Here is a 23,522-nt window from a genome sequence, read left to right on the forward strand (position 1 = left end):
CAGTGCAGCGGCTTCGTTCAGCCGGCTTGGACACGCTCAGCCGACGCAGCCCACCTCACCCGTCAGGGCATCGGCGTATCCCACTCGCTATCACTGAGCGCATCGCCGTACAGCTGCTGCTCCATCTGAATCATCACATCGACTTCCCCCGAGCCTTCGCCAAGACGGGCGATATGGAACAGGGCGTCGCCCTGATTCACGACCGGTAGATTGTTCAGCCCGATGATCAGGCCAGCCTTTCGACAATGCACGGCTTGCTCAGCTTCGCCAAACGGGTCGGAGATCACCCCAAGGACTTCGTTTTCAGCCACCATTGCGCCCAGGGATCTTTCGCGGCGAAACACCCCGCCGCTGGCAGCGCGCACCCAGTAGGTAGTATTGGAATGCATCGGCGCAACCGGCTCACGGCGCTGGCCTGCGGCGCGGATCATGCCGAGATGGCGCAGCACCGAGAGCACGCCACGCACCCCGACGCGTACAGACAAATCGTCAAAACGCAGCGCTTCACCGGCTTCATACAGCAGCACCACCACGCCGGCCTCGCGCGCTGACTGGCGCAGCGAGCCATCACGCAAGGTGGCGTCGATCATGATCGGTGCCGAGAACGCGCTGGCCAGATCGTGGATGCGCGGATCGCCAAGATCGGCACGGATCTGCGGCAGGTTGGCCCGATGGATCGCTGCCGAATGCAGATCGATGCCGTACTGACAGCGACTGACCACCTCGGTCATGAACAGATGCGCAAGCTGGTTGGCCAATGAACCGTGCGGACTGCCAGGAAAGCAGCGATTGAGATCGCGGCGATCGGGCAGATAGCGTGAGCGGGCGATAAAGCCAAAGGCGTTGACCACCGGCACCGCCAGCAAGGTGCCATGCATCGGCCGCAGACCGCGAAAGCGCAGCACCTGGCGAATCACCTCCACACCGGTGATCTCGTCGCCGTGTATTGCCGCACTGAGAAAGAACACCGGCCCGTCCTTGCGGCCGTGCACCACATGCACCGGCAGGGTGACCGGCTGATGGTTACTTAACACCGAGAGCGGCAGCTCAACGGTAGCCCGTTCACCGGCCTTGATCTTCTGCCCACCGATCTCGAAGGCGGCCCGCATCAACCCTTGCCCTTGGTGCGGGTATTGCCATGCGCTGCTTCGTGTTCGAGGAATTCAATGATCTTGCCCGCTACATCCATGCCGGTGGCCTTTTCAACCCCTTCCAAACCGGGGGATGAATTCACTTCCATCACCACCGGACCGTGATTCGAACGCAGCATATCGACACCGGCGACATTCAGGCCCATCACCTTGGCGGCACGAATGGCTGTGCTGCGTTCTTCGGGGGTAATCTTGACCGACTTGGCGCTGCCGCCACGGTGCAGGTTGGAACGAAAATCGCCCGGCGCACCCTGTCGCTTCATCGCCGCCACCACCTTGCCGCCAATCACCAGACAGCGCAGATCGGTGCCGCCGGCCTCCTTGATGTACTCCTGCACCAGGATATTCACCTTGGCACCGCGGAAGGCCTCGATCACCGAACGCGCCGAGCTGCGCGTCTCGCCCAGCACCACGCCGATGCCTTGAGTGCCTTCCAGCAACTTGATGATCACCGGCTCACCGCCAACGATATCGAGGATTTCATCAATGCGGTTGGTGTCGTAGGCAAAGGCGGTGACCGGCAGGCCGATGCCGGCACGCGAGAGCAATTGCAGTGAACGCAGCTTGTCGCGCGAGCGGCCAATCGCCACCGACTCGTTCAGGGTGTAGACGCCCATCATCTCGAACTGGCGCAGCACCGCCAGGCCGTAGAAGGTGATCGAGGCGCCGATGCGCGGAATCACCGCATCGAAGCCGCTGACCTTCTCGCCCTTGTAGCGCAGCTCGGGCCGATGCGAGGTGATGTTCATATAGCAACGCAGGGTGTTGATCACTTCGATCTCGTGGCCGCGCGCCTGTGCCGCTTCCACCAGCCGCTTGTGCGAATAAAGCTCGGGATTGCGTGCCAACAGCGCGATCTTCATCGAAGCCTCCGCGACTGGAAAATCGAGGACATCGCTGGCTCGCCGAATGCAAGCTGCAGCCAAAGTCTACCTGAAGCGAAAGGCGGCAATGAGCGCCAGCGCGCAGCCCGCGGCGGCTTCCAACAGCGCCCTCCGCCGAGGATCGATCACCCGCGATTGCGCGATGCAGCTCTTCACACCGCCTTTCGCCAAACTACTATCATTGGCCGCGGTGAATTTCCTACGCACTCCCACACGCAGTGTTTGCGCCCTGCTGCTGCTCGCCCTGCTTGCGCTGGCGGCCGGACTGGGCATGCGCGCCCCCAACCCGCCTGACGAACCACGCTTTGCCCTGGCCGCCAAGACCATGGTGGAGACCGGGCACTGGTTGATACCACAGCGCGGCAGCGAAGTGTATGCGGAGAAGCCGGCCACCTTCATGTGGATGCAGGCCGCGTTCTATGCCCTGACTGGCGATCTGGACATCGCCTTTCTGTTGCCCTCCCTGCTGGCCGGTCTGCTGACCTTGTGGCTGGTGGCTGATCTGGCCGGCCGCATCTGGCGCCCACGACTGGCCCCCTGGGCGCTGGCCGCCCTCTTCATTAGCCTGCAGTTTGGCTTGCAGGCCAAGCGCGGGCAGATCGACATGTCGCTCACCGCGATGACCACCGTGGCGCTTTGGGGCCTGTTAGTGCATTTTCTGCGTGGACCGAATCGAGCGGCGCTGATGCTGGCCGGTTTCGCCGCCGGCCTGGGCACGGTGACCAAGGGCGTGGGCTTTCTGCCCCTGCTGATGCTGGTTGCCTATGCCGGCTGGCGCAGCTATGCCCGCCGCGGCCATGCCGACCCGGCGACTGGCGGCGGCTGGGGCGGCGCCGGCTGGCTGATCCCGGCCTTTGTTGGCGGCGCCATGATCTGGCTGGCGCCGGTGTTGCTGACCACCTGGTGGAATGACACGCCAGAATTGCGTGCCTACACCCAGGAGCTGTTGTTTCGGCAAACCGGCACTCGTTACCTTAACGCCTGGCATCACCATCGACCGGCTTGGTACTACCTGCAGGTGATCTTCACCCTGTGGCTGCCCGGCGCCCTGTTGCTGCCCTGGCTGCTGCCGGCCTGGTGGCGTCGATTGCGACGCGGCGACCTGCGCTACTGGCTATTGCTCGGCTGGGCGCTGTTGGTGCTGCTGTTCTTCAGCGCCAGCAGCGGCAAGCGCGAGGTCTACATCTTTCCTGCACTGCCAGCCCTGGCCCTGGCCGCCGCGCCGCTGCTGCCAGGTCTGCTGCGGCTGCGTGGCGTCCGCTGGACCCTGCGCATCTACATAGGCGTGGTGTCCCTGCTCGGCGGACTGCTGGCCGTAGGCGGTTGGGTCGAAGCACCGGCGGTACTGAAACTGACCGAACGACGCGCCCTGGATGCCGCCGACCTGCAGCGCCTATTGCTGGGCTTTGCCCTGCTTAGCGGCAGCGGCCTGATCGCCTTGATCGCCTCGCGAGGGCGGCGCATCGGAACCAGCCTGTTCGGATTCACCGTGATGGTGTGGATCAGCTACGGCCTGCTGCTCGGGCCGGCCCTGGATGCCAGCAGCTCGGGCAAGCAGCTGATGGCCGAGGTGGGTGAGCGGCTGCCCGCCGAGGCCGAACTCGGCATCGTCGATCTGAAAGAACAATTGTTGCTGCAGGCCGACCGCCCGGTGCAGGACTTCGGCTATCGCCAACCCTTGGCAGCGCAGTGGGTCGGTGCGGTCGAATGGCTCAATCATGCCCCGCAGCGACGCTGGCTGCTGGTGCGCAAGGCCGATCTGCCCGACTGCCTGAGCACGGCGCGCCTGCAACCGCTGGGTCGCGCCAACCGGGTCGAATGGTCGCTATTGCCCGGCCACGAGCTGGCGCCATCCTGCGCTGCGACCCTGCGCCAAGCGGCCGACGCACAACCCAGCTCGGACCGACCGCCAGCCGCTGACGAATAGTCCGAGGCGGACACAATCAGTACACTGCGCGCGCCCGCTGGCCGCTCGCCAGCGCATCGAACGGACTCCTGCATGTCGCAACGCCTCTGGCGCGCCTCAGTCGCCCACCCGCGTCGGGTATTCCTCCTGACCGCCGTGTTATGCCTGTTGGCGATGGCGGCGATGCCGAGGGTCAAGATCGACACCGACCCGGAAAACATGCTGGCGGCCACGCAGCCCGAGAGGGTGTTCCACAACGAGACCAAGCGGCGCTTCGCCCTGCACGACATGATCGTGGTCGGCCAGGTCAGCCAGCATGCCGAGGGCATCTACAACCCGCAGTCGCTAGCCGCCCTACACCGCCTGAACGCCGAGATCGCCAAGCTCGATGGCGTGATCCGCGCCGACCTGATGTCGCTCGCCACGGTGGACAATATTCGCCAGGCCGGCCTCGGCACGGTGCGCTTCGAGTGGTTGATGTCGACGCCGCCGGCCGACCAGGCTGGCGCTCTCGACCTGAACGCACAGCTTAGCCGCCTGCCGATGTTCGACAACACCCTGGTGTCAGGTGACGACAAGGCCGCGGCGATCTACGTACCGATCGCCGACAAGAATCAGGCCTATCGCATCGGCGGCGAGATCGAGCGGCTGGTGGCCGGGCTCGACAGCAGCGATAGCTTTCATATTACCGGCCTACCGATTGCCGAGGATCGCTTCGGCTACGAGATGTTCGTGCAGATGGCGATCTGTGCGCCGCTGGCCGCCCTGGTGATCTATCTGCTGATGTGGCTGTTCTTCCGCAATGCGCTGTTCGTGGCCGCGCCGATGCTGGTCGCCATGGGTTCGGTCATCATCACCATGGGGCTGCTGATCGGCCTCGGCTTCTCGGTGCATATCATGAGCTCGATGATCGCCATCTTCCTGATGCCGATCGCGGTAGTCGACGCCATCCATATCCTGTCTGATTTCAGCGAGCGCTACCGTCCGGGCGACGACCCGAAGCAGGTGATCGAGTCGGTACTGAACGATCTGTTCAAGCCGATGCTGTACACCAGCCTGACCACAGCGGTGGGCTTTGCCTCCCTTTTGCTGACACCGATTCCGCCGGTGCAGATCTTTGGCGCCTTCGTGGCGTTTGGGATCCTGTTGGCCTTTCTGCTCACCCTGACCCTGCTGCCGGCCTTTGTTGCCTCGCTATCGCCCAAGGCACTGCAGGCCCTGACGCGACACAGCGAAGGCGGCAGCCTGTTGACGCGCTGGCTTCCCGGCTTGGGCCGCGGCGCGCTGCGGGCGCGCTGGCCGATCGTTCTGCTATGCCTGGGCCTGAGCGTGGCCAGCGCCTACGGCATCGCCCGCATCGAGGTCAATGACAACCCGACGCGCTGGTTCAAGGCCGACCACCCGATTCGCGTTGCCGACCGCGTACTTAACCAGCACTTTGCCGGAGCCTACGACGCCTTCATGGTGCTGGACAACGATATCGCCGCGCTGAAAGACCGACTGCGTGATGGTTGGATGGCCGAAGCCGATTCTGCAGCCCAACAGCTGGCGATCGCCAGCCTGAGCCAGCCCGGTGATCTGGGGCCGGCTCTGCAGTCAGCACTGGATCGGCTGGACGAGGGCAGTCTTGCGCTGGACAGCGAGCTCAGCGATCAGTGGATCGAGCGAATCGAAGACGCGCAGCGCGCATTAGCGGTGTTCCAGCAACCCGAGGTACTGCGCTACGTCGAGCAGTTGCAGGCGGCGCTGCAGCAGAGCGGCCTGATCGGCAAGAGTAATGCCCTGCCCGATCTGGTCAAGACCGTGCATCGCGAGCTTCGCAGCGGCGAGGCCGAGCAATTCCGCATCCCCGACAGTCAGGCCGCGGTGGCACAGACCCTGCTGCAGTTTCAGAGCTCACACCGGCCGCAGGACCTGTGGCACTTCACCACCACCGATTACCGCGCTGCGGTGGTCTGGCTGCAGCTCACCAGCGGCGACAACCAGGACATGCAAGCAGTGGAACAATGGGTTCAGGATTATGTAGCCCAGCACCCGCTGCCGGACGGCCTGCAGTTGCGCTGGGCCGGCAAGACCCACCTCAATCGAGTCTGGCAGGGCGAAATGGTGACCGGCATGGCGCAGAGTCTGGCCGGCGCCTTTGTCGTCGTGCTGATCATGATGATCGTGCTGTTCCGTAGCCTGCTGCTCGGCCTGCTGGCGATGCTACCGCTGAGCCTGACCATTGCCTTCATCTACGGTGCCATCGGCTGGCTGGGCAAGGACTACGATATGCCGATCGCCGTTCTGTCTTCGCTGGCCCTGGGCCTGTCGGTCGACTTCGCCATCCATTTCATCCAGCGCGCCCGCGCCATCTACGCCCGCCAGCGCGACCTTCAGCGCACTCTGGCGGCGATGTTCGATGAACCCGCCTTGGCGATCAGCCGCAATGCCATCGTCATTGCGATCGGCTTCACTCCCCTGTTGCTGGCGCCGCTGGTGCCCTACATCACGGTCGGCTACCTGCTGGCCAGCATCATGGCAGTGTCGGCCTTGGTAAGCTTGTACCTGCTGACCGCCCTGCTCTGGGCAGGCAATGGCTGGCTGCTACGGCACACCGCACCAAGGAACCCAGCATGATTCGACAATTCGCTTTGCTCGGCGCCTTGCTCGCTGCCGCGCTCGGTGCCGCGGAGGCGCGCGAAGTCGATGCTGCGGCCGAAGCTATCGTCAGCGCGGCTTATCGCGCCACACGCTACGCCGGCGACGATGGCCGCAGCCAGGCGCGCATGTTGATTCGCGATGCCCAGGGCAATCAGCAACAACGTCAATTCGTGATCCTGCGGCGCGATGTCGAAGACGGTGGCAATCAGGATTTCCTGGTCGTGTTCGATCGACCGGCGGACGTCCGCGGTACCGTGCTGCTGGTCAACAAGCAGACCGAGCGCGACGATGATCGCTGGCTGTATCTGCCGGCACTGGATCTCGACAAACGCATTTCGGCCGGCGACAAGCGCACCAGCTTTGTCGGTTCGGATTTTTTCTACGAGGATATTTCCGGCCGCAACCCGGCGCTCGACTGGCACCAACTGATCAGCAATGACGGCAAGCAGGCGGTGATCAAGTGCGAGCCGAAGGAGCCGAGCTCGGTCGAGTTTGCCTACGCCCTGGCGACCATTGATCTCAGCACCCACCTGCCGGTAAAGGCGGAATATTTCGATGCCGAAGGCAAGCCGCTGCGCAGCATCGAGACCCTGGCCACCGCCCTCGTACAAGGCCATCCAACGGTGATTCGCAGCAAGGTCAGCAACCACTTGACCGGTGGCTACACCCTGCTGGAAATGCGCAATCCGCAATACGACATTGGCCTCGAGGCCGAGCTGTTCACGCCGCGTTCGCTGCGCAACCCACCGCGCCAGTGGCTGAAGGCAGGCGCCGATTGAGCAGTCGGTGGCGTTCTGCCCTGGCGCTTGTGCTGGCCGCAGGCTGCGGCGTCAGCCAGGCGCAGGATGAATTCGACGACTGGCAGGACTGGGACGATCCCAGCCTGCTCAGCGGGTATCTTGAATACCGCTCGGCCCAGCGATTCGATCGTAACCCACTGTTCCCGCACCGAGCGAGTCGCGATGAGCTGAAGCTGAAACTCGAAGCCAGCGATCAGGCCGATCGGCTTGCCTGGGATGTACAGCTCGACCTGTATGCCGACAGCCTCGAAGGCCGATTGCGCAGCGATCTGCGTGAGGCCAGCCTGTCATTCACGCTGACTGATCGGGCCCAGTTCAAGCTCGGTCGCCAGGTGCTGGGCTGGGGCACCGGCGACCTGCTGTTTGTCAATGACCGCTTCCCCAAGGATTTCGTTGCACCGCTGTCCGGGGGCGACGATGCCAATTTCAAGGTGCCGTCGAACACGCTGCGCCTGCTGGCCGGCCTCGGCCCGCTGAATGTCGATCTCGCCTACACACCCAGGTTCACCTCAGACCGCTTTCCCGATGGGCGCCGGCTCAGTCTGTTCGACCCCACGCTGCAGCGACTCGTGGGCGGCAGCCGACTGCTCGACCCTGAGCCGCCCAACAACAGCGAGACGGCACTGCGCCTGGCCCGCAGCCACAACGGCATCGAGTACGCAGCGTACGCCTATCGCGGCTTCGACAAGCAGCCGCTGTCGGCCGATCGTAATGGGGCGGCGCAGTTTCGCCGGCGCGACACGCTCGGCGCCAGCGTGCGCGGACCGCTCTGGGGTGGCATTGCATCGGCCGAACTGGGGCGCGAACGGCGCCGCGACGGCGCCGCCGATGACAGCGTCGTAGTGCCGGACAAATCAGCCATCATGCTCGGTTTCGAACGCGAGCTGCGCGCCAAGCTGAGCGGCGGCGTGCAGCTCTACCACGAGCGCTTTGATCATCACCCGCGCGCGCTGAATCCGTTTGCTCAGGGCCAGCGGCAGTTGATCTCGCTGCGGCTGACCCAGTCGTCGATGCAGGATCGCCTGCAGCTGAGTGCAATTCAGTTCTATTCCCCCGATCGCCACGATCGCTGGCTGCGCGGCACCGCCAGCTATCGCTTCAGCGACGACTGGCTGGCCGGCGTACAACTGAATCTGTTTGGCGGCCTGCCCAACACCTTGTTTGGTCAATTCACCGACGACAGCCAACTCGGTCTGTGGCTGAGAAGGCAGTTCTGAGCCGGCCGTATCAACCGCGCATCCGCCGCAAGGTGTTGTCACGCAACTGCAGGTGGTGCCAGACGACCGCCAGTAGGTGGCCGCCGATCAGGAAGTAGCCGATCGTCGCGCCCCACTCATGCCAGTCTTCCAGTCGGTGAGCCATATCGCTGTCCACTGCCAGCAACGGCGGCAAGGCCATGCCCAGCACACTGGGCAGCTTGCCCTCGGCGCTGACCAGGGCCCAGCCGAGCAACGGCATGATCAGCAAGAAGGCATACAACGCGAAGTGACCAGCATGGGCGGCGGCGACCAACCAAGCCGGGGGCCGAGGAGCAATGGGCGGAAAGGGCCGCCGCCAGCGAGCCCAGAGGCGCAAAGCCAACAGCAGCAGGAGCGACAGCCCCAGCCACTGATGAATCGGATGCAAGGAGGCGCGCAGCTCACTGCCACGCGGAAACCAACCGCGAAACTCCATGCTGACATACACCGCCAGCATCAGCAGAACACTGAGCCAGTGAATCCATCGACTGACTGGATTGATTGCCGGAATTGGATGCTGCGACATGAACCGCTCCACAAGGTCAGAGAATCGGAAACGCCATTGCCATCGCCAGCGCGCAAGCCTATATATCGAACAGCGCGCGTTCGCGATACAGCATGTAGGCCGCCACCATGGCGATCACGCCGGCAAATATCGTATTCAGCCGACCGCGACTCAGCGACAGTCGGCGTGCGACGGCGCTACCCAGCCGGCTGCCGGCCAATCCGCCGAGGATGAACAATAGCGCCAACGGCCAGTCAATCCAGCCGGCTCGGGCATAGTTGATCGCCGTGGTCAGGCCGAAAGCGGTTACCGCCAGCAAGGACGAGCCGATCGCCAGCAGGATCGGCAGGCCGGCGGCGTACATCAGGCTGGGCACGATCAGGAAGCCGCCGCCGATACCGAAAAACCCGGCCATGCCACCCACCGCCAGGCCGGTCAGCGACAGTCGGCGCAGGGTGCGGCCATTCCATTCGGCCTGATCGCGGCCAGGATAATGACGATGGCGCAGCATCAGGCCGGCCACCAGCAGCATCAGCAAGGCAAACAGCAGCAATAGATGCTGTCCATCAACGGTCTTACCGAGGCTCGACCCCAGCCAGGCGCCGAACACGCCGGCGGCGGCAAACACGCCGACCACCGACCAACGCACATGGGCGTGGCGGGCGTGCTGGTACAGGCCGCCCGTGGCATTGGCGGCCACCGCCAGCGCACTGGTACCGATCGCCAGATGCGGGTCCTGCACGCCTACTACGTAGACCAGCAAGGGCAGCGCCAGAATCGACCCACCGCCACCGATCAGACCAAGCGAGAATCCGACCAAACTGCCTGATAAGAGTGCCAGCACAGCCTGAGCGAGGCTGAGACTGGTCACAGGCCCTCGGCGAGTCGCTGCAGGCGTGGCTGCAAGTCGGTCAGACTGATGCCAGCCGCCGCCGCGCGGGACTCGATCTCGGCCAATGGCCGCCGACCGGCTTCGGCCAGCGCCCACAGCAGGGTCGACCGATTACCACTGCGGCAGTACGCCAGAATGGGCGTCGGCAGCTCATTCAATGCCTGGCGAAAGGCGGCGATGGCCGCCGAATCGATAGCGCTTCCGAGCACCGGGAGATAGCGAAACGGCAGGCCCTGCGCCTGCGCCGCAGCAGCGATGGTCGCCGCATCGCACTGGTCATCCGACTCGCCATCGGGTCGATTGCAGATCAGGGCACGATAGCCGGCAGCCGCAATCGCCGTCACATCGGCAGTGCTGATCTGTGCGGCGACGGCAAGCCGTGACTCCAGCGCCTGCGGGCGAAGCGTCATCGGGCAGCGTCCTGAACACTTAGCATATAGGTCATCCCTAAACCCATCGTTCAGAACTGATTGAGCGGAAGCTTGAGATAGCGCACGCCGTTGTCCTCGGCCGGAGGAAGGTGCCCGGCCCGCATGTTCACCTGCACCGCCGGCAGGATCAGCCGCGGCATCGACAGTTGGCGGTCGCGGGCCTGGCGCATAGCGACGAAATCCGCTTCGCTGACCCCTTGGTGAACATGTATGTTATGCATCCGCTGCTCACCGATGGTGGTTTCCCAGGCGAAATCCTCACGTCCCGCGGCCTTGTAGTCATGGCAGAGAAATACCCGCGTGGCGTCAGGCAATTGCAGCAGTCGGCGTATCGAACGGAACAATCGAGCCGCATCGCCGCCCGGGAAATCACAGCGCGCAGTGCCATAGTCAGGCATGAACAGGGTGTCGCCGACAAAGACTGCGTCGCCGATTACATAGGCCAGGCAGGCCGGGGTGTGTCCGGGCACATGCAATACCGTGACATCGAGTCCGCCTAGACGAAACGTTTCACCGTCGTCAAACAACCGATCGAACTGACGCCCATCGGTGGCGAACTCAGGCTCGGCATTGAACACCCGCGCGAAGGTCGATTGCACCTCAGTGATATGCAGTCCAATGCCAATTTGTCCGCCGAGTTGCTGCTTGAGGTAAGGCGCTGCGGACAGATGATCGGCGTGTGCATGGGTCTCCAGTTGCCACACCACCTGCAAGTCTTCGGCGCGAACGGACTCCATGACCGCCTGCGCCAAGCGTGTGTCTGTGCGCCCGGCTGCCGGATCGAAGTCCAACACGCTGTCGATAATCGCTGCAGCCTTGCTCGCCGGGTCGCGCACCCGATAGGTCACGGTATTGCTGTCGGCATCAAACCAGGCCCGCACATTTGGCTGGCGCCGCGGCTCCGCCTGCGCTGCACGCACCTGTTCGCAAGCCCGCTGCACAGCAAGATCGGCGCTGGGGGTCATCGTCGGCCTCGACTTCAAAGCACTATTCTGACCCGATCGCAAGGCCGCTGCACTCATCGCCGCGCCCCTACCCAGGAACCTCGCTATGCTAGCCCGGATCTTTCATGAGGGGGTGCGGATGATCACCGAGAACTTTGCGCCGAGTGCAAGGCGCGACGAGTCCAAGTGGCGGACCCACTTGGGCGAGATCGGGACGCAGTCCCGCGTAGCTGCGACAGCAGCCGACCGAGCGTAGCGAAGGCGCAGGCTACGAAGTAGCCGTTGCTGCGTAGCAGCCGACCGAGCGTAGCGAAGGCGCAGGCTACGAAGTAGCCGTTGCTGCGTAGCAGCCGAACAACGCGGCAATCGCCACAAAGGACCTCAGGGCGAATGCCCTGCGTAGCCGCGCAGCGGCCGAATGAGGGCCGTGCCAGCGCCGAAAGATCGCCAACACTCTGTTCTCTCAACACCATCGGTCGAAACTCTCGCCCCGCTTGGAATTGCCGGGTCTTTCGGCGCGACCTCATGAAATATCCGGGTCAGCACCACTCCCGCAGACAGGCTTCAACCGTTTAGCGTATCCAGGGTCTTCTCCAGCATGCCGCGCTCGTGCGTGCCTAGCGGCTTGGCAGATTGGCGGATTCGCTCGATCAAGGCCGCATCGTTGGCGCTGTGCTCGGCAATCGATTGCAGGGCCAGTCGACGCTCGTAGTCCGAACCGATGCTGTCAACTGCTTCGACCAGGTCGATCAGGGCCGATGGGGGCAGGTCGGCCTGCTCCATCAAGGCGGTAATGGCCATGCGTGCTTCGTAGTCGGACTGGATATCGGCCACTGCACGCGCATAAATTCGCACCAGCTCCGGCGCTTGCCTGATGCGCGGGGCCAGAGTCTGCAGGGCCATGCGATGCTCGTAATCTGAACTTATCGTTTCACTGGCGACCAAGGCCTGCTGCAACAGCTGGCCTTGCAGCGCCGGGTTGGCGATGAGGCTTTGCAACGCCACCCGCGCCTCATAGTCCGACTGAACATCGCGGTACACCTTGATCCAGGCCGACAGGCTATCGCGGTCAGCCGGCAACTGTTCGGCGGCGGCCTGGAGGAACACGCGTGCCTCGTAATCGGACTCGATGCGCTCGGCCTGAGCACAGGCCAGCATCAGCGCTTGCTGATCGAAGCGCTGATGCTTGGCGGCCGTCTGCAGAACGCTGCGCAACTCGTAGTCGCTGTCGAGGGGCTGGGTCAGGCCCAGACTGGCATTCAGGTCGGCCAAGGTCAGCTCGGCCTGCTGGTACAGGGCAACCAGATGGCTGGCCCGAGCGTGTTGCGCATTGACCTGGGCAATCTCCTCCAGCACCGCAGCCGGGCCGCCCTGGGTCAACAGGTTGCTGACCCGATCCTGCGCCGACACCAGCCCTTCGCGTGCCATCTGCTTGACCAGACTCGCCCACCAGACCTGGGCCGCCGAATCAAAGTCTGCCGGCCTGCCATCGACCCGGTACTGCCGCTGCAGCTCGCCGCCGGAGCGACTCAGCTGCAGTTCGCGAGTCAGCCCGTTGCGGGTTTCCTCGACCTCCACATCACCATCAATTTGCGCAAAGTCCGACTCGTCGGCCTGCAGTTTGAAGTCACCCTTGATCCTGGCCTCCAGGGCATAGCCGGGGCGCTCGATTTCAATCACCGTGCGCTCGCCGAACAGCCAGTCAAAGTGCGCCACGCTGGCTGTGGCTGGCGGAGCGGGGGCGACCGGCGGCGCTGGCGGCGTCGGCACAGCGGGTGGTGCCGGAAGCGCCGGGCGCGCACTGGCCTGCGGCGTCTGCGGCGCTTCTGGCGCTGGCGGCGGCTCGGGCGCTGGCGGCGGCTCGGGCGAGGGCGGCGCAGCTGGGCTTTGGCGCGGCGTCGGCACGGCGGGTGGCGGTGGCGGTGGCGCCGGGCGTGCATTGGCTTGCGGCGGCTGCGGCGCTTCTGGCGCTGGCGGCGGCTCTGGCGAGGGCGGCACGGCTGGGCTATGGCGCGCTGTCGGCGTAGCCGATGCGCCAGCGGCCCAGGCCGGATCACTGATCACCATGCCGGGCAGCAGAATCGCGCTGGCGATCACGGCAGTCGGCAGCAGCAGGCTCAAAGGCCAACGGTTTGCCACGGATTTCATCATCGGCTCCTTCAATAAGTGTTGAACGCGCGCCACCACCGGCGAGCGTCGCGTGGTCATGGCACTGGCAAGACCACTGCCAGGCGAAACGATATGTTGTGCGCAGCGGGCCAGAGACTCGGCCATGACGCGACGACTGCCGGCCTGTTCTGCGGCCCAGTCATCACAGGCGCGCTCGGCCAGCTGATCAAGATCGGCGTGCAGGCGGCTTGCCATCGGCAGGGGAAAGATCGCGCGCTGTAGGGCATAGGCCAGGCGCCAGCGCGGGTCGGCGCGCTGCAGATGGGCCAGCTCATGCGCCAAGGCGGCACGCTGCTGCGGCAGGGTCATCACCCGCGGCAGCCATGGCGGCAGGCTGATGGTGCAAGGTGACCAGGCATGCGGACTGGCATCGTCAGCGGCGCAACGCAGGGTCGGCGCGGGCAGGCCGTTTCGATCGCTGATCAGCCTTAACTCCTGACTCAATCGGTCCTCAGGCCACAGCGGCTGCTGCTGAATCCGCTTGGCCTGCTGCCGCCAGGCCCGCGCAACGGCCGCTGTTCGCAGCAACAAGGCGCTGACCAGGAATGCTGCCAGCGCGCTGGCCAGCCAAAGCGGGAGGTGCAGCTGCCAGGGGGCGGAGGGCGCCTGGGTCGACACAGGCGCGGCCGGCGGCGTCAACGCAAACGTGCCTGCGTCATCTGCCGCGGCAATCGATTCGGCGGCCAGCGGGGTGGATGCCGCAGCCATGGAAATGCTCGAGTCGACCGTCGCCGACTTCGCCGGGTGGGCGACCAAGGTCAGTAGCGCGCGCCGATTGGCTGCCGCCTCCGGGTTGATGGGTGCAACTACTTCGCGTTGCTGCCACCAGACAGTCAGGGCCTGTTGTCCCGAGCGCCACGACTGCTGCAGCGGTTCGGGCAAACCGCTGAGATGCAGGAGCATGATCAGACTGGGGGCAAACAGCAGCCAGCGCAGTGACTGCTCCTGTTGCCACAGCGAGCGCAGCCAGCCCAGCCGCTGCGCCAGCAAGGCCAGCAACAACAAGCCAGCACCATAGAGCCATCCGGCCATCCATGCTTCGGCCACGCGGGTCAGGAGATTCATCGCTCGCCCCCCTTGCGTCCACCGTCGCCTCCAGCAAAGTCGCCGTTAAGCAGCTCGGCCAGAGCGTCAAGATCGCCGCGATCGATGTCCTGTTCGCGCACCAGATGCGCCAACAAGGCCTCAGGTCGTCCGCCAAATAGGCTGTCGACCAGACTGCTGACCATCGAGCGTTGAACCACCTGTTCCGCCACCAAGGGGCGATAGACCAACTGCCGGCCATCGCGCTCGGCCGCCAGCAGGCCGCGCTTCTCCAAGCGACTGAGCAAGGTCGCCACCGTGGTGTGGGCCAACTCACGGCGCTCACTCAGCGCCTCGACCACTTCGGCGACGGTGGCCTGGCGACGCCGCCATAGCACCTGCATCAGGTCGAGCTGGAGTTCGGACAGACTGCTGTCGAGATCGGACATCGGGTTCTTCTACAAGTGTCGTACTACAGTTGTAGAAGTATTTGTCGGGCAGCGCAACAGGTCGGAAGTCATGGCTGATCGCCGGTTTCGGCCTCGTTCATGCGAAAGACCGCGGCCAAGCCGTTGATTTAATGGTCGCCCAGGAATCGGAGCCTGACATGCACGCCATGTGCTGGCAGTTCACCTGTTGACCAATTAATTGATGCATGAATTAATATATTGCATGAGCTCGCCACCATCTGCCGAACGTCGCCCGGGTCGACCCTCCCTTCAGCAGACCGAAGCCCGCACCTCCCTGCTCGATGCAGGACTGCGGTGCGTCGTTGAGCACGGCGCCGCGGCGGTGACGGTAAAACAGGTGGCGCTGGATGCCGGTGTCACACCGGCCAGCCTGCACTATCACTTCGGTGACAAGCAGGGCCTGCTGCAAGCCCTGGTCGACCAGCGCCTGGTGCCGGCGCTGAGCACCCTGCGCGCGGCCCTGAGCGGCGATGACAATCAGCCGGCAGCGCAAATCCGTGCCTTTGTCGACGCTGTGTTTGTTATGGTCGAACAACATCCCTGGCTGCCGCGCCTGTGGTTGCGCGAAGTGCTCAGCGAGGGTGGCGCCCTGCGTGAAGTCATGCTGTCGCGGGTAGCGCCTTCGATACCGCGCGCTTTGGCCGAACGCTTCGCCAGCGCACAGGCCGCGGGCCGCCTTAACACGGCGTTGGACCCACGTCTGCTGGTGGTGTCGCTGATTGGACTCACCCTGTTTCCCCTGGCGGCCGAGCCGCTGTGGGGCCAGATCTTTTCCCCCGCAGCGCCCGATCGCGCGCGCCTGCGCCAACACACGCTGGCCCTGATCGAGGCCGCCTTCACGCCGTCTGCGAGCACTTCACATGACTAAGTTCAGATCAATCGCCCGCGTTGCCCAGTCACTGAGTCTGCTCGCCATTGCCCTGCTGCTGGTCGCCTGCCAGGCGCCCACCGAGCCGGGTGCGCGCGGCACCCTGGAGTATCCGCGCATCGACCTGCGCGCCGATAGCGCCGAGACACTGATTGAACTCCATGTTATGGAAGGCGACAGCGTCAGCCAGGGCGACCCAATCGCACGCCTTGATGACCGGCGTGCGCAGGCCATCCTGGCGGCGGCGGAAGCCGGTGTGGTGGCGGCCGAGCAACGACTTGAGGAGTTGGTCAACGGCACTCGTTCGGAAACCCTTCGCGCAGCGCGCGCCGAGCGCGAGGCCGCGCGAGTGCGTCAAGCCGACGCCGAGCGCGAACGCAATCGCGTGCAGGAACTGGCGCGGCAGAAGCTGCTGCCGATGGCGGAACTGGATCGCGCACAGGCCGTGCTGGAGCAGGCGCAGGCCAACCTCAGCGCCGTGCAGGCGCGACTGGACGAACTGCTGGCCGGCACTCGCGACGAGCAGCTGCGGCAGGCCCAGGCGCAGCTCAAGCTGAGCCGCGCCGATGCCGAACTCAAGCGGCTCAACCTGCAGCGGCTCACGCTCATCGCCACCGCCGATGGCCGGATCGAGTCAGTGCCGTTTGAAGTCGGCGAGCGAGTTCCGGCCAATGCGGTGATCGCTACCCAGCAGGTCGGCCGACGCCCGCATGCACGGGTGTTCCTGCCGATGCAGGAACGACAACAGGTGCAGCCTGGCGAAGCCTATCAGGTGTTCGTCCGTGGCCAGGAGCGGGCCTGGCAAGGACGACTGCGCTGGGTGGCCAGCGAGCCGAGCTTTACCCCGTACTACGCCCTCTCCGGCGACGATGCCGATCGCCTGGTCTATCTGGCCGAGATCGATCTGACCGAAGAGGCCGCCGGCCAGCTCCCGGCGGGCCTGCCACTGCGGACACTGCGATCAACAGCGGCGGCGCAGCCATGAACTCGCCCGAGCACACCATCGAAGCGCGCGGCCTGAGTCGCGACTTCGGCAGCTTGCGCGCTGTCGATGGCGTCGATCTATCGGTGAAACGCGGTGAGGTGTATGGCTTTCTCGGCCCCAATGGCTCGGGCAAGTCAACCACCCTGCGCATGCTATGTGGCCTGTTGCGGCCCAGCGAGGGCCAGATCCGTGTGCTCGACCTGCCAGTGCCGGAACAGGCCGAGGAATTGAAACGGCGCATCGGCTACATGACGCAGAAGTTCTCCCTGTATGAAGACCTGACCGTCAGCGAGAACCTGCAGTTCCTCGCCTCGATTCACGGCCTGTCATATCGCCTGGCCAAGCAGCGCATCGAAGAGTCGCTGTCACGCTATCGCTTGGACAAGTTGCGGCGGCAACTGGCCGGCACCATGTCAGGTGGCCAGAAGCAGCGTCTGGCCCTGGCCGGCTGCCTGTTGCATCAGCCGGAGTTGTTGCTGCTCGACGAGCCGACCTCGGCGGTCGACCCGCAGTCGCGACGCGATTTCTGGGCCGAGCTGTTTCAGCTGGCCGATGCCGGCGTCACCCTGCTGGTCTCCACTCACTACATGGACGAGGCCGAACGCTGTCATCGCCTGGCCATCCTGGAGCGCGGCCGGTTGGTGGCCGACGGCACGCCGGCCGATCTGTGCCGTGAGCTGCCGGCCGACGTATTCAGCCTCAGCGGCACTCGACTGCGCGAGGCCGAGACCTGGCTGACTGAGCGCAACGAAGTGTTGGGAACGGCACAGATCGGCTCTCACCTGCGGGTGCTGGCTGAGCGTGGCAGCGGCGACGAGCTGCGCAGCGCGCTGAGCAATGAAGGCTTCGAGTTCGACTGGTCAAACACGCCGGCCAATCTGGAGGACGTGTTTGTCGCCGCCACCCGCGCCAAAGGCGAGACCCGGCAATGAACCTGTTCCGGCTCTGGGCCATCATTCTGAAAGAGCTGCGCCAGCTGCGTCGCGACCGGCTCAGCTTCGCCATGATCGTCGGCATACCTACCCTGCAGCTGCTGCTGTTTGGGTTTGCCATCAATCTCGATGTTCGTGGCCTGCATGCGGCCACCCTGGACCTGGCCGACACCAGTGAGTCACGCGCTCTGATCGCCGACTTCGCCGCCACCGGCGTGGTCGACTTTCAGCAGCCGGTGTACTCGCTGGAACACCTTAACTCCCTGATGCGCCTTGGCGAGATCAGCCTGGCGGTGGTGATTCCAGCTGACTTCAGCCGGCGGGTGCAACTGGGCGATCGGCCAGCGCTGCAGATCATCGTCGATGGCTCGGATCAGGCAGTGCAGGCCTCGGCGCGTCAGTTGGCGGCCTACCCGGTCGGTCGCGCCGACCAGTGGCGCCAGCAAGTGAGCCCGATCGAAATCCTCAATCGCTACAACCCGGAGCGGCGCGCGCCGCTGAATACCGTGCCGGCCCTGATCGGCGTGATCCTGACCATGACCATGGTGCTGTTTACCGCCGTGGCCCTGGTCCGCGAGCGCGAACGCGGCAATCTGGAGCTACTGATCGCCACGCCGGTGTCCCCCTGGGAGCTGACCCTGGGCAAGGTGTTGCCGTTCATCCTGATCGGGCTGATCCAGGTCAGCCTGGTCTTGATGCTCGGGCGCTTCGTGTTCGAGGTGCCGATTCGCGGCAGTCTGGCCGATGTCTACATCGTGGCGGCGGTGTTCATTCTGGCCAGCCTGTCGCTGGGCGTGTTCCTGTCGACCCTGGCGCGCACCCAGTTTCAGGCCATGCAGCTGGCCTTCTTTACCTTTCTGCCGCAGATCCTGCTATCCGGCTTCATGTTTCCTTTTGCCGGCATGCCGCGGGCCGCACAGATCATCGCCGAGGCCCTGCCGCTGACCCACTTCGTACGCCTGATCCGCGCCATCATGCTGCGTGGCACCACGGTCGGCGAACTGCGCCACGAGTTGCTGGCCCTGGGCCTGTTCGCCGCCGGTTTTCTGCTTGCCTCGACCCTGCGTATCCGCAAGCGGCTCGATTAGCGCGGATATTTCATGAGGTCGCGCCGAAAGATCGTCGCGCCTTGCACTCGACGCAAAGTCCTCGGTGATCATCCGCGCCCCTCATGAAATATCCGGGTTAGCGCGCTGAACCGCAGAGCTACAACAGGCGCACGAAGCCCTTGGTCAGGCCTTGCTGCAATCGCTGCTCGGCCAGGACCTGAGCGCGTTCCTCGTTGATCGCCACATCCAGGCTGACCTTGAGCGGCTCGGCGCGCCGCGCCGAGTAGTCGGTCCAGTAGATCAGATACGGAAACGCCAGATCAGCGTCATCCTTGTGCAACACCACCAGTTTGCGCAGCATCTCGCCTTTGCCGTAGACCTCGCGACGCAGCACCTTGGCTTCGCCGCTGGACCGGTGCAACTGCGGCCGACTGGCATCGCTGCCGATCTGGGCAATGCGGGCGCCGCCCGACTGCCACTCCTTGTCTTCGCGCAAACGGGCGAAGCGGGCGAAACTCAGACGCGCGCAGGGTGCCAGGCCGAGGAACTCATAGCTCTTGGTTTCACTGTTCCATGACAACACCTGGGTGCGTTGCTCCTGCCCGCCTTCGGCCTGGATCAGGTCTTCACCATGCAGCTCGGCGATCAGGGTTGGCCTGACGAACTGCACGGTGCGTCCGGAGCTGTCGGTCATCGGCAAGGGTGCGGCCAGCTTCAGCGGCCGCAAGGTATCGAGCAAGGCCACGCGCTGCGCGTCTTTCAGCCCAGAGCCAACCCGCACAAAGGTTTGCAGCAAGGCTTCGGTGCCTTCCTCGGGATAACTGAGACCGGTCAACAAGGACGCCACGCCCCACTGGCCCTCGAACTCGCCCTCGACAAATCCGATCACCACGGCATCGATACTGCGATGCGGCTTGATCTTGAACGCATCGGCGCGATTCAGCCGGCGCACCACCACGCCCTCACCACCGGTTTCAACGATGCGCGCGAACTCGGCAGCGACATCCTTCTCCGGCAGCTGCTTGGCCTCCATCCGATGCACACGCGCCGAGGCGTCGGCGCCGACCAGCCGTTCCAGCAGGTCCCAGGTCTCAGTGAACGCCGACTGCTGGGCACGCAGATCGCGGCCATCCAGCATCACCGCATCCAGGGCGACCAGCTTGAGTCTGGCCAGATCATCATCGCTGGCGGAAAAGCTCAGCCGAATCACTTCACTGACCCCTCCGCGACGCTCACTGCCCGGCTCGGCCAGGGCCAGCTCGCAGCGCAGCAGGGCCTTGTTGACCCCGGCCTCGATCAACTTGGCCTCCAGTTCTTTCAGGGCCGGAAAGCCGACCCGCACCCGACCGCCCGGCGCCGAGAAGGCGAAGCTGGTCTTGCCGCGTTCGAAGTAGACGAACACGCCTTCGCCATCGTACTTGTGCGCCACCAGCACGGGATCGTCGCCGGAAAAGCGCTGTGGCAAGTCGGCCGGTGACAGTGCCTGAATCTTGCGCATGACCTGCTGATCAAACTCATTGGCCACATTGAGCAGAACGTGGTCGGTGACCGCGCCGCCGGTGGCGATTCCGTAGTCACCGCGCCAACTCAGTTTCGACTGATTGAACATGCTGATTGGTTCCTGGATCTGGCTTGATTCCGACTATGCTCTGCGCACGGCGGGTTTGATGAGAGGAAGCCTCGACGAGGGCTTGGGGCCGCGGCGCGCCTTCACTCAGCGCTGGGCAGCTTGAGCTCCTGATCGCTGAGCAGCAGCAACAGCTGATAGTGACCTTGATCATTGACTTCGCCGCTGAGGAAGCCGCGGTAGGCGCTGCCATGCTCACGCACCACCAGGGGCTGATTGGCCTTGGCTCCGGCGCCCAGCAGGGCGACTTCCTGCGTTCGGTGCAATTCGCCGGCCAGGTCACGCAGGAACTCGAAGCTAAGGCCGTCGACGTGGGCGACCTGATACACCTGGCGCACGGAGAAGCTCATCAGGGCCTGATTGAGCGGCATGCGTTTGACCACTTTGACCGGATGCAATTCATCCAGGTTCGGCCGCCGCACCAGATGTGGACGCCGCGCCTTTTCCTCACCCGCGGCATCGAACACGATATCGATGTCCTTGAAGTCACCGATCGGCTTCGGCTCCGCCGCCGCCGGGTCGTAGAACGCCGTGCTGACATCATCGGCCTCGATCGCCGTACCGGCCAGACTGAAGTCGAGCTCCGGATCGCCGTCGCGCAGTGCCTCAAAGCCGAGGTCGGCCGCCTGCGCACGCACGCCGGTCACCAGCCGTCGACTCTGGATCGGGCCTGTCGAAGTCGACTGTTTGATCTGCGTGCGCGGGCGCTCGGCCGGAAGCCCATGCAAGGCGACACGCGCCGACTTGCCGTTGACATCGAGATGAAAGTTGATCATGGGGAAACTCTATGTATTGGTTGTGCGGCGGCACCCAGAGACACGCTAGCAGGCGATATCAGGCTGCTGAAAGAGTCTCAGCAGTCTGCTACACCATGGAAAAATCGAACGAATCTTCTTCTTCGCCGGCCTCACCCTCGGCGTCGAAGAAGTCGTAGCTCACCGCCAGGCCAATGAAGGCGGGCTGTTTCATCTGCCCCACCAGCAAGAAGGCCTGCGCATCATCGCGGACCAGCAACAAGGCCTCATTGGGCTGGGCACTCTTGCGGTAGTTGAATTCGGTGCGATACAGCCCATTGGCCAGTCCCGCACCCTGCAGGGGGTAGACGTCGCGCACCTGGAAAGCGCACAAGCGACTCAGCGGCACAGACTCCAGCGGCGCTTCCTGGTCGAACGAACTGGGCTTCAGCTCCGCCGGCTGACCATCCAGGCTCAAGCTGGGTTCTTCGATCGGCGAGCCCTCCGGATCCACCCGCACGTAGCTGGTGCTTTGTGCAGGCAGCAGACGGCCATCACTGAGCAGCAGGCCACGCACCAGCTGGGTGCCGTCGAACTCCGCGATGCGCTTGGCATAGCCGTACAAGGCACGCTTGTCGACCTTGCTGCCCAACTCGAAACCCAGCACTTGCTCACCGAGGCGAAAGTTGAGTGTCTTTGCCATGTCTCATCCCTTTAGCTCACTGTCCATGCGTGCAAACGACGCGGGCCTGACGATTGCGCCGCATTCCGTGGCGCGATGTTAGCAAGCCTGGGCCGACTCGCCGACACCGGCTGGCATCATCGGCCATGCTGAACTACCCTGGCCGCTTTTCCTGATGCTGAAATGCCCATGAAAATCGAGCTTTCCCAGGCTGAGGACATTCGCGGGCGGCGCTTTGCGATCGTCGGCACCATCAGCCATTGGCCGCGATTTCACCCTGCCGGGCCGGAGGCCACGATTCGCGCCCGAGGAGGCTCGGTGCAACACGATCTCAGCCCGCCCCTGGATTACGCAGTCATTGGCAAGGGACGAATGAAGGGCAAGGCGGAGCTGCAACGCAAGGCCGAAGCGCTGGCCCAGCAAGGCCAGCTACAGATACTCGACGAAGCGGGCCTGGCCCAACTGATGCGGCCTTCGCTGACCGGCAAGCGTTTTAGCTTCTGCGGCGAGCTGGACTTCGGACGCGGCGCCAGCGCCACCGGCCCCGCCGCACTCACCGCCGCGATCGGTGCCGAGGCCGTCGACCAGATCGATGCCGAGCTCGACTTCCTGGTGGTTGGCGAACGGCGCGCCAAGGGCAAGGCGGCCGCACTTGCCGCCGCCGAGCGCCTGCGCGCTGCCGGAGCGAAACTACAGGTGATGCAGGAAGCACAGTTCATGGACTTGCTGGTCGCCTTCGGTGGCGCCGCTGCAGACGGTGCCAGCCAGGCTAGCCCCTTGGCGGAGCTGGTCGCCGCCCTGCCGGCGCTCAGCGATTCTGGGCGCATCAAGCGCGCGCTCGATATGCTGCGAACGAGCAGCATGCAGCTCTACGCCGATGTGCACGAGGATGCGGTCAGCGGCATCATTCGCAGCCAGACCGGATTCAGCGACTACTACTCCACCCGTTTGGCTGCCGACGGCCAGTTCAGCTGCTGCGACTCATCGCTGGACTGGTGCATGGGCATGCAAGGCGCCGTCTGCAAGCATCTGCTCGCCCTGCTGCTGGGCCTGGTGCAAAGCGGGCAGCTGTCCGCCGCCACCGCCCGCGACTGGCTAAGCGCTGCCAAGCCCTCGAAGTCGCGCCGCCGCGCGGATACCAGCGACGACGTCAAGCAGCTGCTGGCCGACACCATCCTGCGCTTCAAGGCCGCCGAGGCCGGCGAACTCGATTGGCGACCGACCGAGACGGTGCCGGAGGATTTTTATGTGTGAAGGGCCGGGATTCGAGACTTGGGATTCACAAGAGCGGGTCGAGGCAGCTTACCGGTCACGCTCTGCACAAGGCGCACCCCGGTCTTAGCCCGGATATTTCATGAGGGGGCGCGGATGATCACCGAGGACTTTGCGTCGAGTGCAAGGCGCGACGAGCCCAAGTGGTGGGCCCACTTGGGCGAGATCGGGACGCAGTCTCGCGTAGCTGCGACAGCAGCCGACCGAGCGTAGCGAAGGCGCAGGCTACGAAGTAGCCGTTGCTGCGTAGCAGCCGACCGAGCATAGCGAAGGCGCAGGCTACGAAGTAGCCGTTGCTGCGTAGCAGCCGACCGAGC

Annotated in this window: 21 protein-coding genes; 9 read left to right on the plus strand and 12 right to left on the minus strand. The window is 64.4% G+C overall.

Annotated elements, in window-relative coordinates; all coding sequences use genetic code 11:
- Positions 1 to 62: 62 nt before the first annotated feature.
- Both IFO71_RS05745 and rimK read right to left on the minus strand, forming a co-directional pair.
- The gene (locus IFO71_RS05745) at positions 63 to 1,109 is read right to left on the minus strand and encodes a succinylglutamate desuccinylase/aspartoacylase family protein (RefSeq protein ID WP_192028580.1); all 1,047 of its coding nucleotides are present in this window, start codon (positions 1,107 to 1,109) and stop codon (positions 63 to 65) included.
- A complete protein-coding gene (gene rimK, locus IFO71_RS05750) occupies positions 1,109 to 2,014 on the minus strand; it encodes a 30S ribosomal protein S6--L-glutamate ligase (RefSeq protein WP_192028581.1) in 906 nt (301 codons plus the stop codon). Before rimK ends, IFO71_RS05745 begins: the two co-directional genes overlap by 1 nt.
- Before the next feature lie 163 nt (positions 2,015 to 2,177).
- Between rimK and IFO71_RS05755 the strand changes: the two genes are divergently transcribed.
- The 4 genes from IFO71_RS05755 (at position 2,178) to IFO71_RS05770 (ending at position 8,601) form a co-directional block, all read left to right on the plus strand.
- On the plus strand, positions 2,178 to 3,962 hold the full coding sequence (locus tag IFO71_RS05755) for an ArnT family glycosyltransferase (RefSeq protein WP_192028582.1): 1,785 nt from the start codon (positions 2,178 to 2,180) through the stop codon (positions 3,960 to 3,962).
- Between the two features lie 72 nt (positions 3,963 to 4,034).
- A complete protein-coding gene (locus tag IFO71_RS05760; protein WP_192028583.1) occupies positions 4,035 to 6,560 on the plus strand; it encodes an efflux RND transporter permease subunit in 2,526 nt (841 codons plus the stop codon).
- Positions 6,557 to 7,363: an outer membrane lipoprotein-sorting protein gene (locus tag IFO71_RS05765; protein ID WP_192028584.1), complete on the plus strand. Its 807-nt coding sequence runs from the start codon at positions 6,557 to 6,559 to the stop codon at positions 7,361 to 7,363. The genes IFO71_RS05760 and IFO71_RS05765 overlap by 4 nt, the downstream gene beginning before the upstream one ends.
- Positions 7,360 to 8,601, plus strand: coding sequence for a hypothetical protein (locus tag IFO71_RS05770; protein ID WP_192028585.1), 1,242 nt, complete (start codon positions 7,360 to 7,362; stop codon positions 8,599 to 8,601). The genes IFO71_RS05765 and IFO71_RS05770 overlap by 4 nt, the downstream gene beginning before the upstream one ends.
- Before the next feature lie 10 nt (positions 8,602 to 8,611).
- Here the strand turns inward: IFO71_RS05770 and IFO71_RS05775 are convergent, their stop codons facing one another.
- The 6 genes from IFO71_RS05775 to IFO71_RS05800 all read right to left on the minus strand — a co-directional run bounded on the left by IFO71_RS05775 (position 8,612) and on the right by IFO71_RS05800 (position 15,035).
- Positions 8,612 to 9,148, minus strand: a complete 537-nt coding sequence (locus IFO71_RS05775; RefSeq protein WP_192028586.1) for a cytochrome b — start codon at positions 9,146 to 9,148, stop codon at positions 8,612 to 8,614.
- A gap of 58 nt (positions 9,149 to 9,206) precedes the next feature.
- Positions 9,207 to 9,998, minus strand: coding sequence for a sulfite exporter TauE/SafE family protein (locus tag IFO71_RS05780; protein ID WP_192028587.1), 792 nt, complete (start codon positions 9,996 to 9,998; stop codon positions 9,207 to 9,209).
- Positions 9,995 to 10,429: a protein tyrosine phosphatase family protein gene (locus tag IFO71_RS05785; RefSeq protein ID WP_192028588.1), complete on the minus strand. Its 435-nt coding sequence runs from the start codon at positions 10,427 to 10,429 to the stop codon at positions 9,995 to 9,997. The genes IFO71_RS05780 and IFO71_RS05785 overlap by 4 nt, the downstream gene beginning before the upstream one ends.
- Before the next feature lie 50 nt (positions 10,430 to 10,479).
- Complete coding sequence (locus IFO71_RS05790; protein ID WP_192028589.1) at positions 10,480 to 11,415, minus strand: MBL fold metallo-hydrolase; 936 nt, start codon at positions 11,413 to 11,415, stop codon at positions 10,480 to 10,482.
- Between the two features lie 543 nt (positions 11,416 to 11,958).
- The gene (locus IFO71_RS05795) at positions 11,959 to 14,628 is read right to left on the minus strand and encodes a M56 family metallopeptidase (protein ID WP_192028590.1); all 2,670 of its coding nucleotides are present in this window, start codon (positions 14,626 to 14,628) and stop codon (positions 11,959 to 11,961) included.
- On the minus strand, positions 14,625 to 15,035 hold the full coding sequence (locus IFO71_RS05800; protein ID WP_192028591.1) for a BlaI/MecI/CopY family transcriptional regulator: 411 nt from the start codon (positions 15,033 to 15,035) through the stop codon (positions 14,625 to 14,627). Before IFO71_RS05800 ends, IFO71_RS05795 begins: the two co-directional genes overlap by 4 nt.
- 223 nt (positions 15,036 to 15,258) lie before the next feature.
- Here IFO71_RS05800 and IFO71_RS05805 point away from each other — a divergent pair, with 223 nt between their 5' ends.
- From IFO71_RS05805 to IFO71_RS05820, 4 genes are read left to right on the plus strand one after another with little or no spacing between them, the layout of a single operon-like run.
- Positions 15,259 to 15,924: a TetR/AcrR family transcriptional regulator gene (locus tag IFO71_RS05805; RefSeq protein WP_192028592.1), complete on the plus strand. Its 666-nt coding sequence runs from the start codon at positions 15,259 to 15,261 to the stop codon at positions 15,922 to 15,924.
- Complete coding sequence (locus tag IFO71_RS05810; protein ID WP_192028593.1) at positions 15,917 to 16,909, plus strand: HlyD family secretion protein; 993 nt, start codon at positions 15,917 to 15,919, stop codon at positions 16,907 to 16,909. Before IFO71_RS05805 ends, IFO71_RS05810 begins: the two co-directional genes overlap by 8 nt.
- A 17-nt stretch (positions 16,910 to 16,926) precedes the next feature.
- Positions 16,927 to 17,841: an ABC transporter ATP-binding protein gene (locus IFO71_RS05815; protein ID WP_192028613.1), complete on the plus strand. Its 915-nt coding sequence runs from the start codon at positions 16,927 to 16,929 to the stop codon at positions 17,839 to 17,841.
- Entirely contained in the window at positions 17,838 to 18,929 is a 1,092-nt protein-coding gene (locus IFO71_RS05820; protein ID WP_192028594.1) for an ABC transporter permease, read from the plus strand. Before IFO71_RS05815 ends, IFO71_RS05820 begins: the two co-directional genes overlap by 4 nt.
- A 118-nt stretch (positions 18,930 to 19,047) precedes the next feature.
- On the opposite strand, the gene IFO71_RS05825 is transcribed toward IFO71_RS05820, so the two are convergent.
- From IFO71_RS05825 to IFO71_RS05835, 3 genes are all read right to left on the minus strand, one after another.
- A complete protein-coding gene (locus IFO71_RS05825) occupies positions 19,048 to 20,499 on the minus strand; it encodes an ATP dependent DNA ligase (RefSeq protein WP_192028595.1) in 1,452 nt (483 codons plus the stop codon).
- 101 nt (positions 20,500 to 20,600) lie between these two features.
- Positions 20,601 to 21,293 (minus strand): hypothetical protein, encoded by a 693-nt coding sequence (locus IFO71_RS05830; protein ID WP_192028596.1) that lies wholly within the window; start codon positions 21,291 to 21,293, stop codon positions 20,601 to 20,603.
- Positions 21,294 to 21,381: 88 nt separating this feature from the next.
- Positions 21,382 to 21,954, minus strand: coding sequence for a hypothetical protein (locus IFO71_RS05835; protein ID WP_192028597.1), 573 nt, complete (start codon positions 21,952 to 21,954; stop codon positions 21,382 to 21,384).
- Between the two features lie 168 nt (positions 21,955 to 22,122).
- Between IFO71_RS05835 and IFO71_RS05840 the strand changes: the two genes are divergently transcribed.
- Complete coding sequence (locus IFO71_RS05840) at positions 22,123 to 23,187, plus strand: BRCT domain-containing protein (protein ID WP_192028598.1); 1,065 nt, start codon at positions 22,123 to 22,125, stop codon at positions 23,185 to 23,187.
- 118 nt (positions 23,188 to 23,305) lie between these two features.
- Here IFO71_RS05840 and IFO71_RS21775 read toward each other — a convergent pair.
- Positions 23,306 to 23,522 (minus strand): hypothetical protein (locus IFO71_RS21775; RefSeq protein ID WP_225444413.1); only part of this gene is annotated, 217 nt, incomplete at its 5' end.

The sequence above is a fragment of the Pseudomarimonas arenosa genome (assembly GCF_014841215.1).
Taxonomy (GTDB): Bacteria; Pseudomonadota; Gammaproteobacteria; order Xanthomonadales; family Xanthomonadaceae; genus Pseudomarimonas; species Pseudomarimonas arenosa.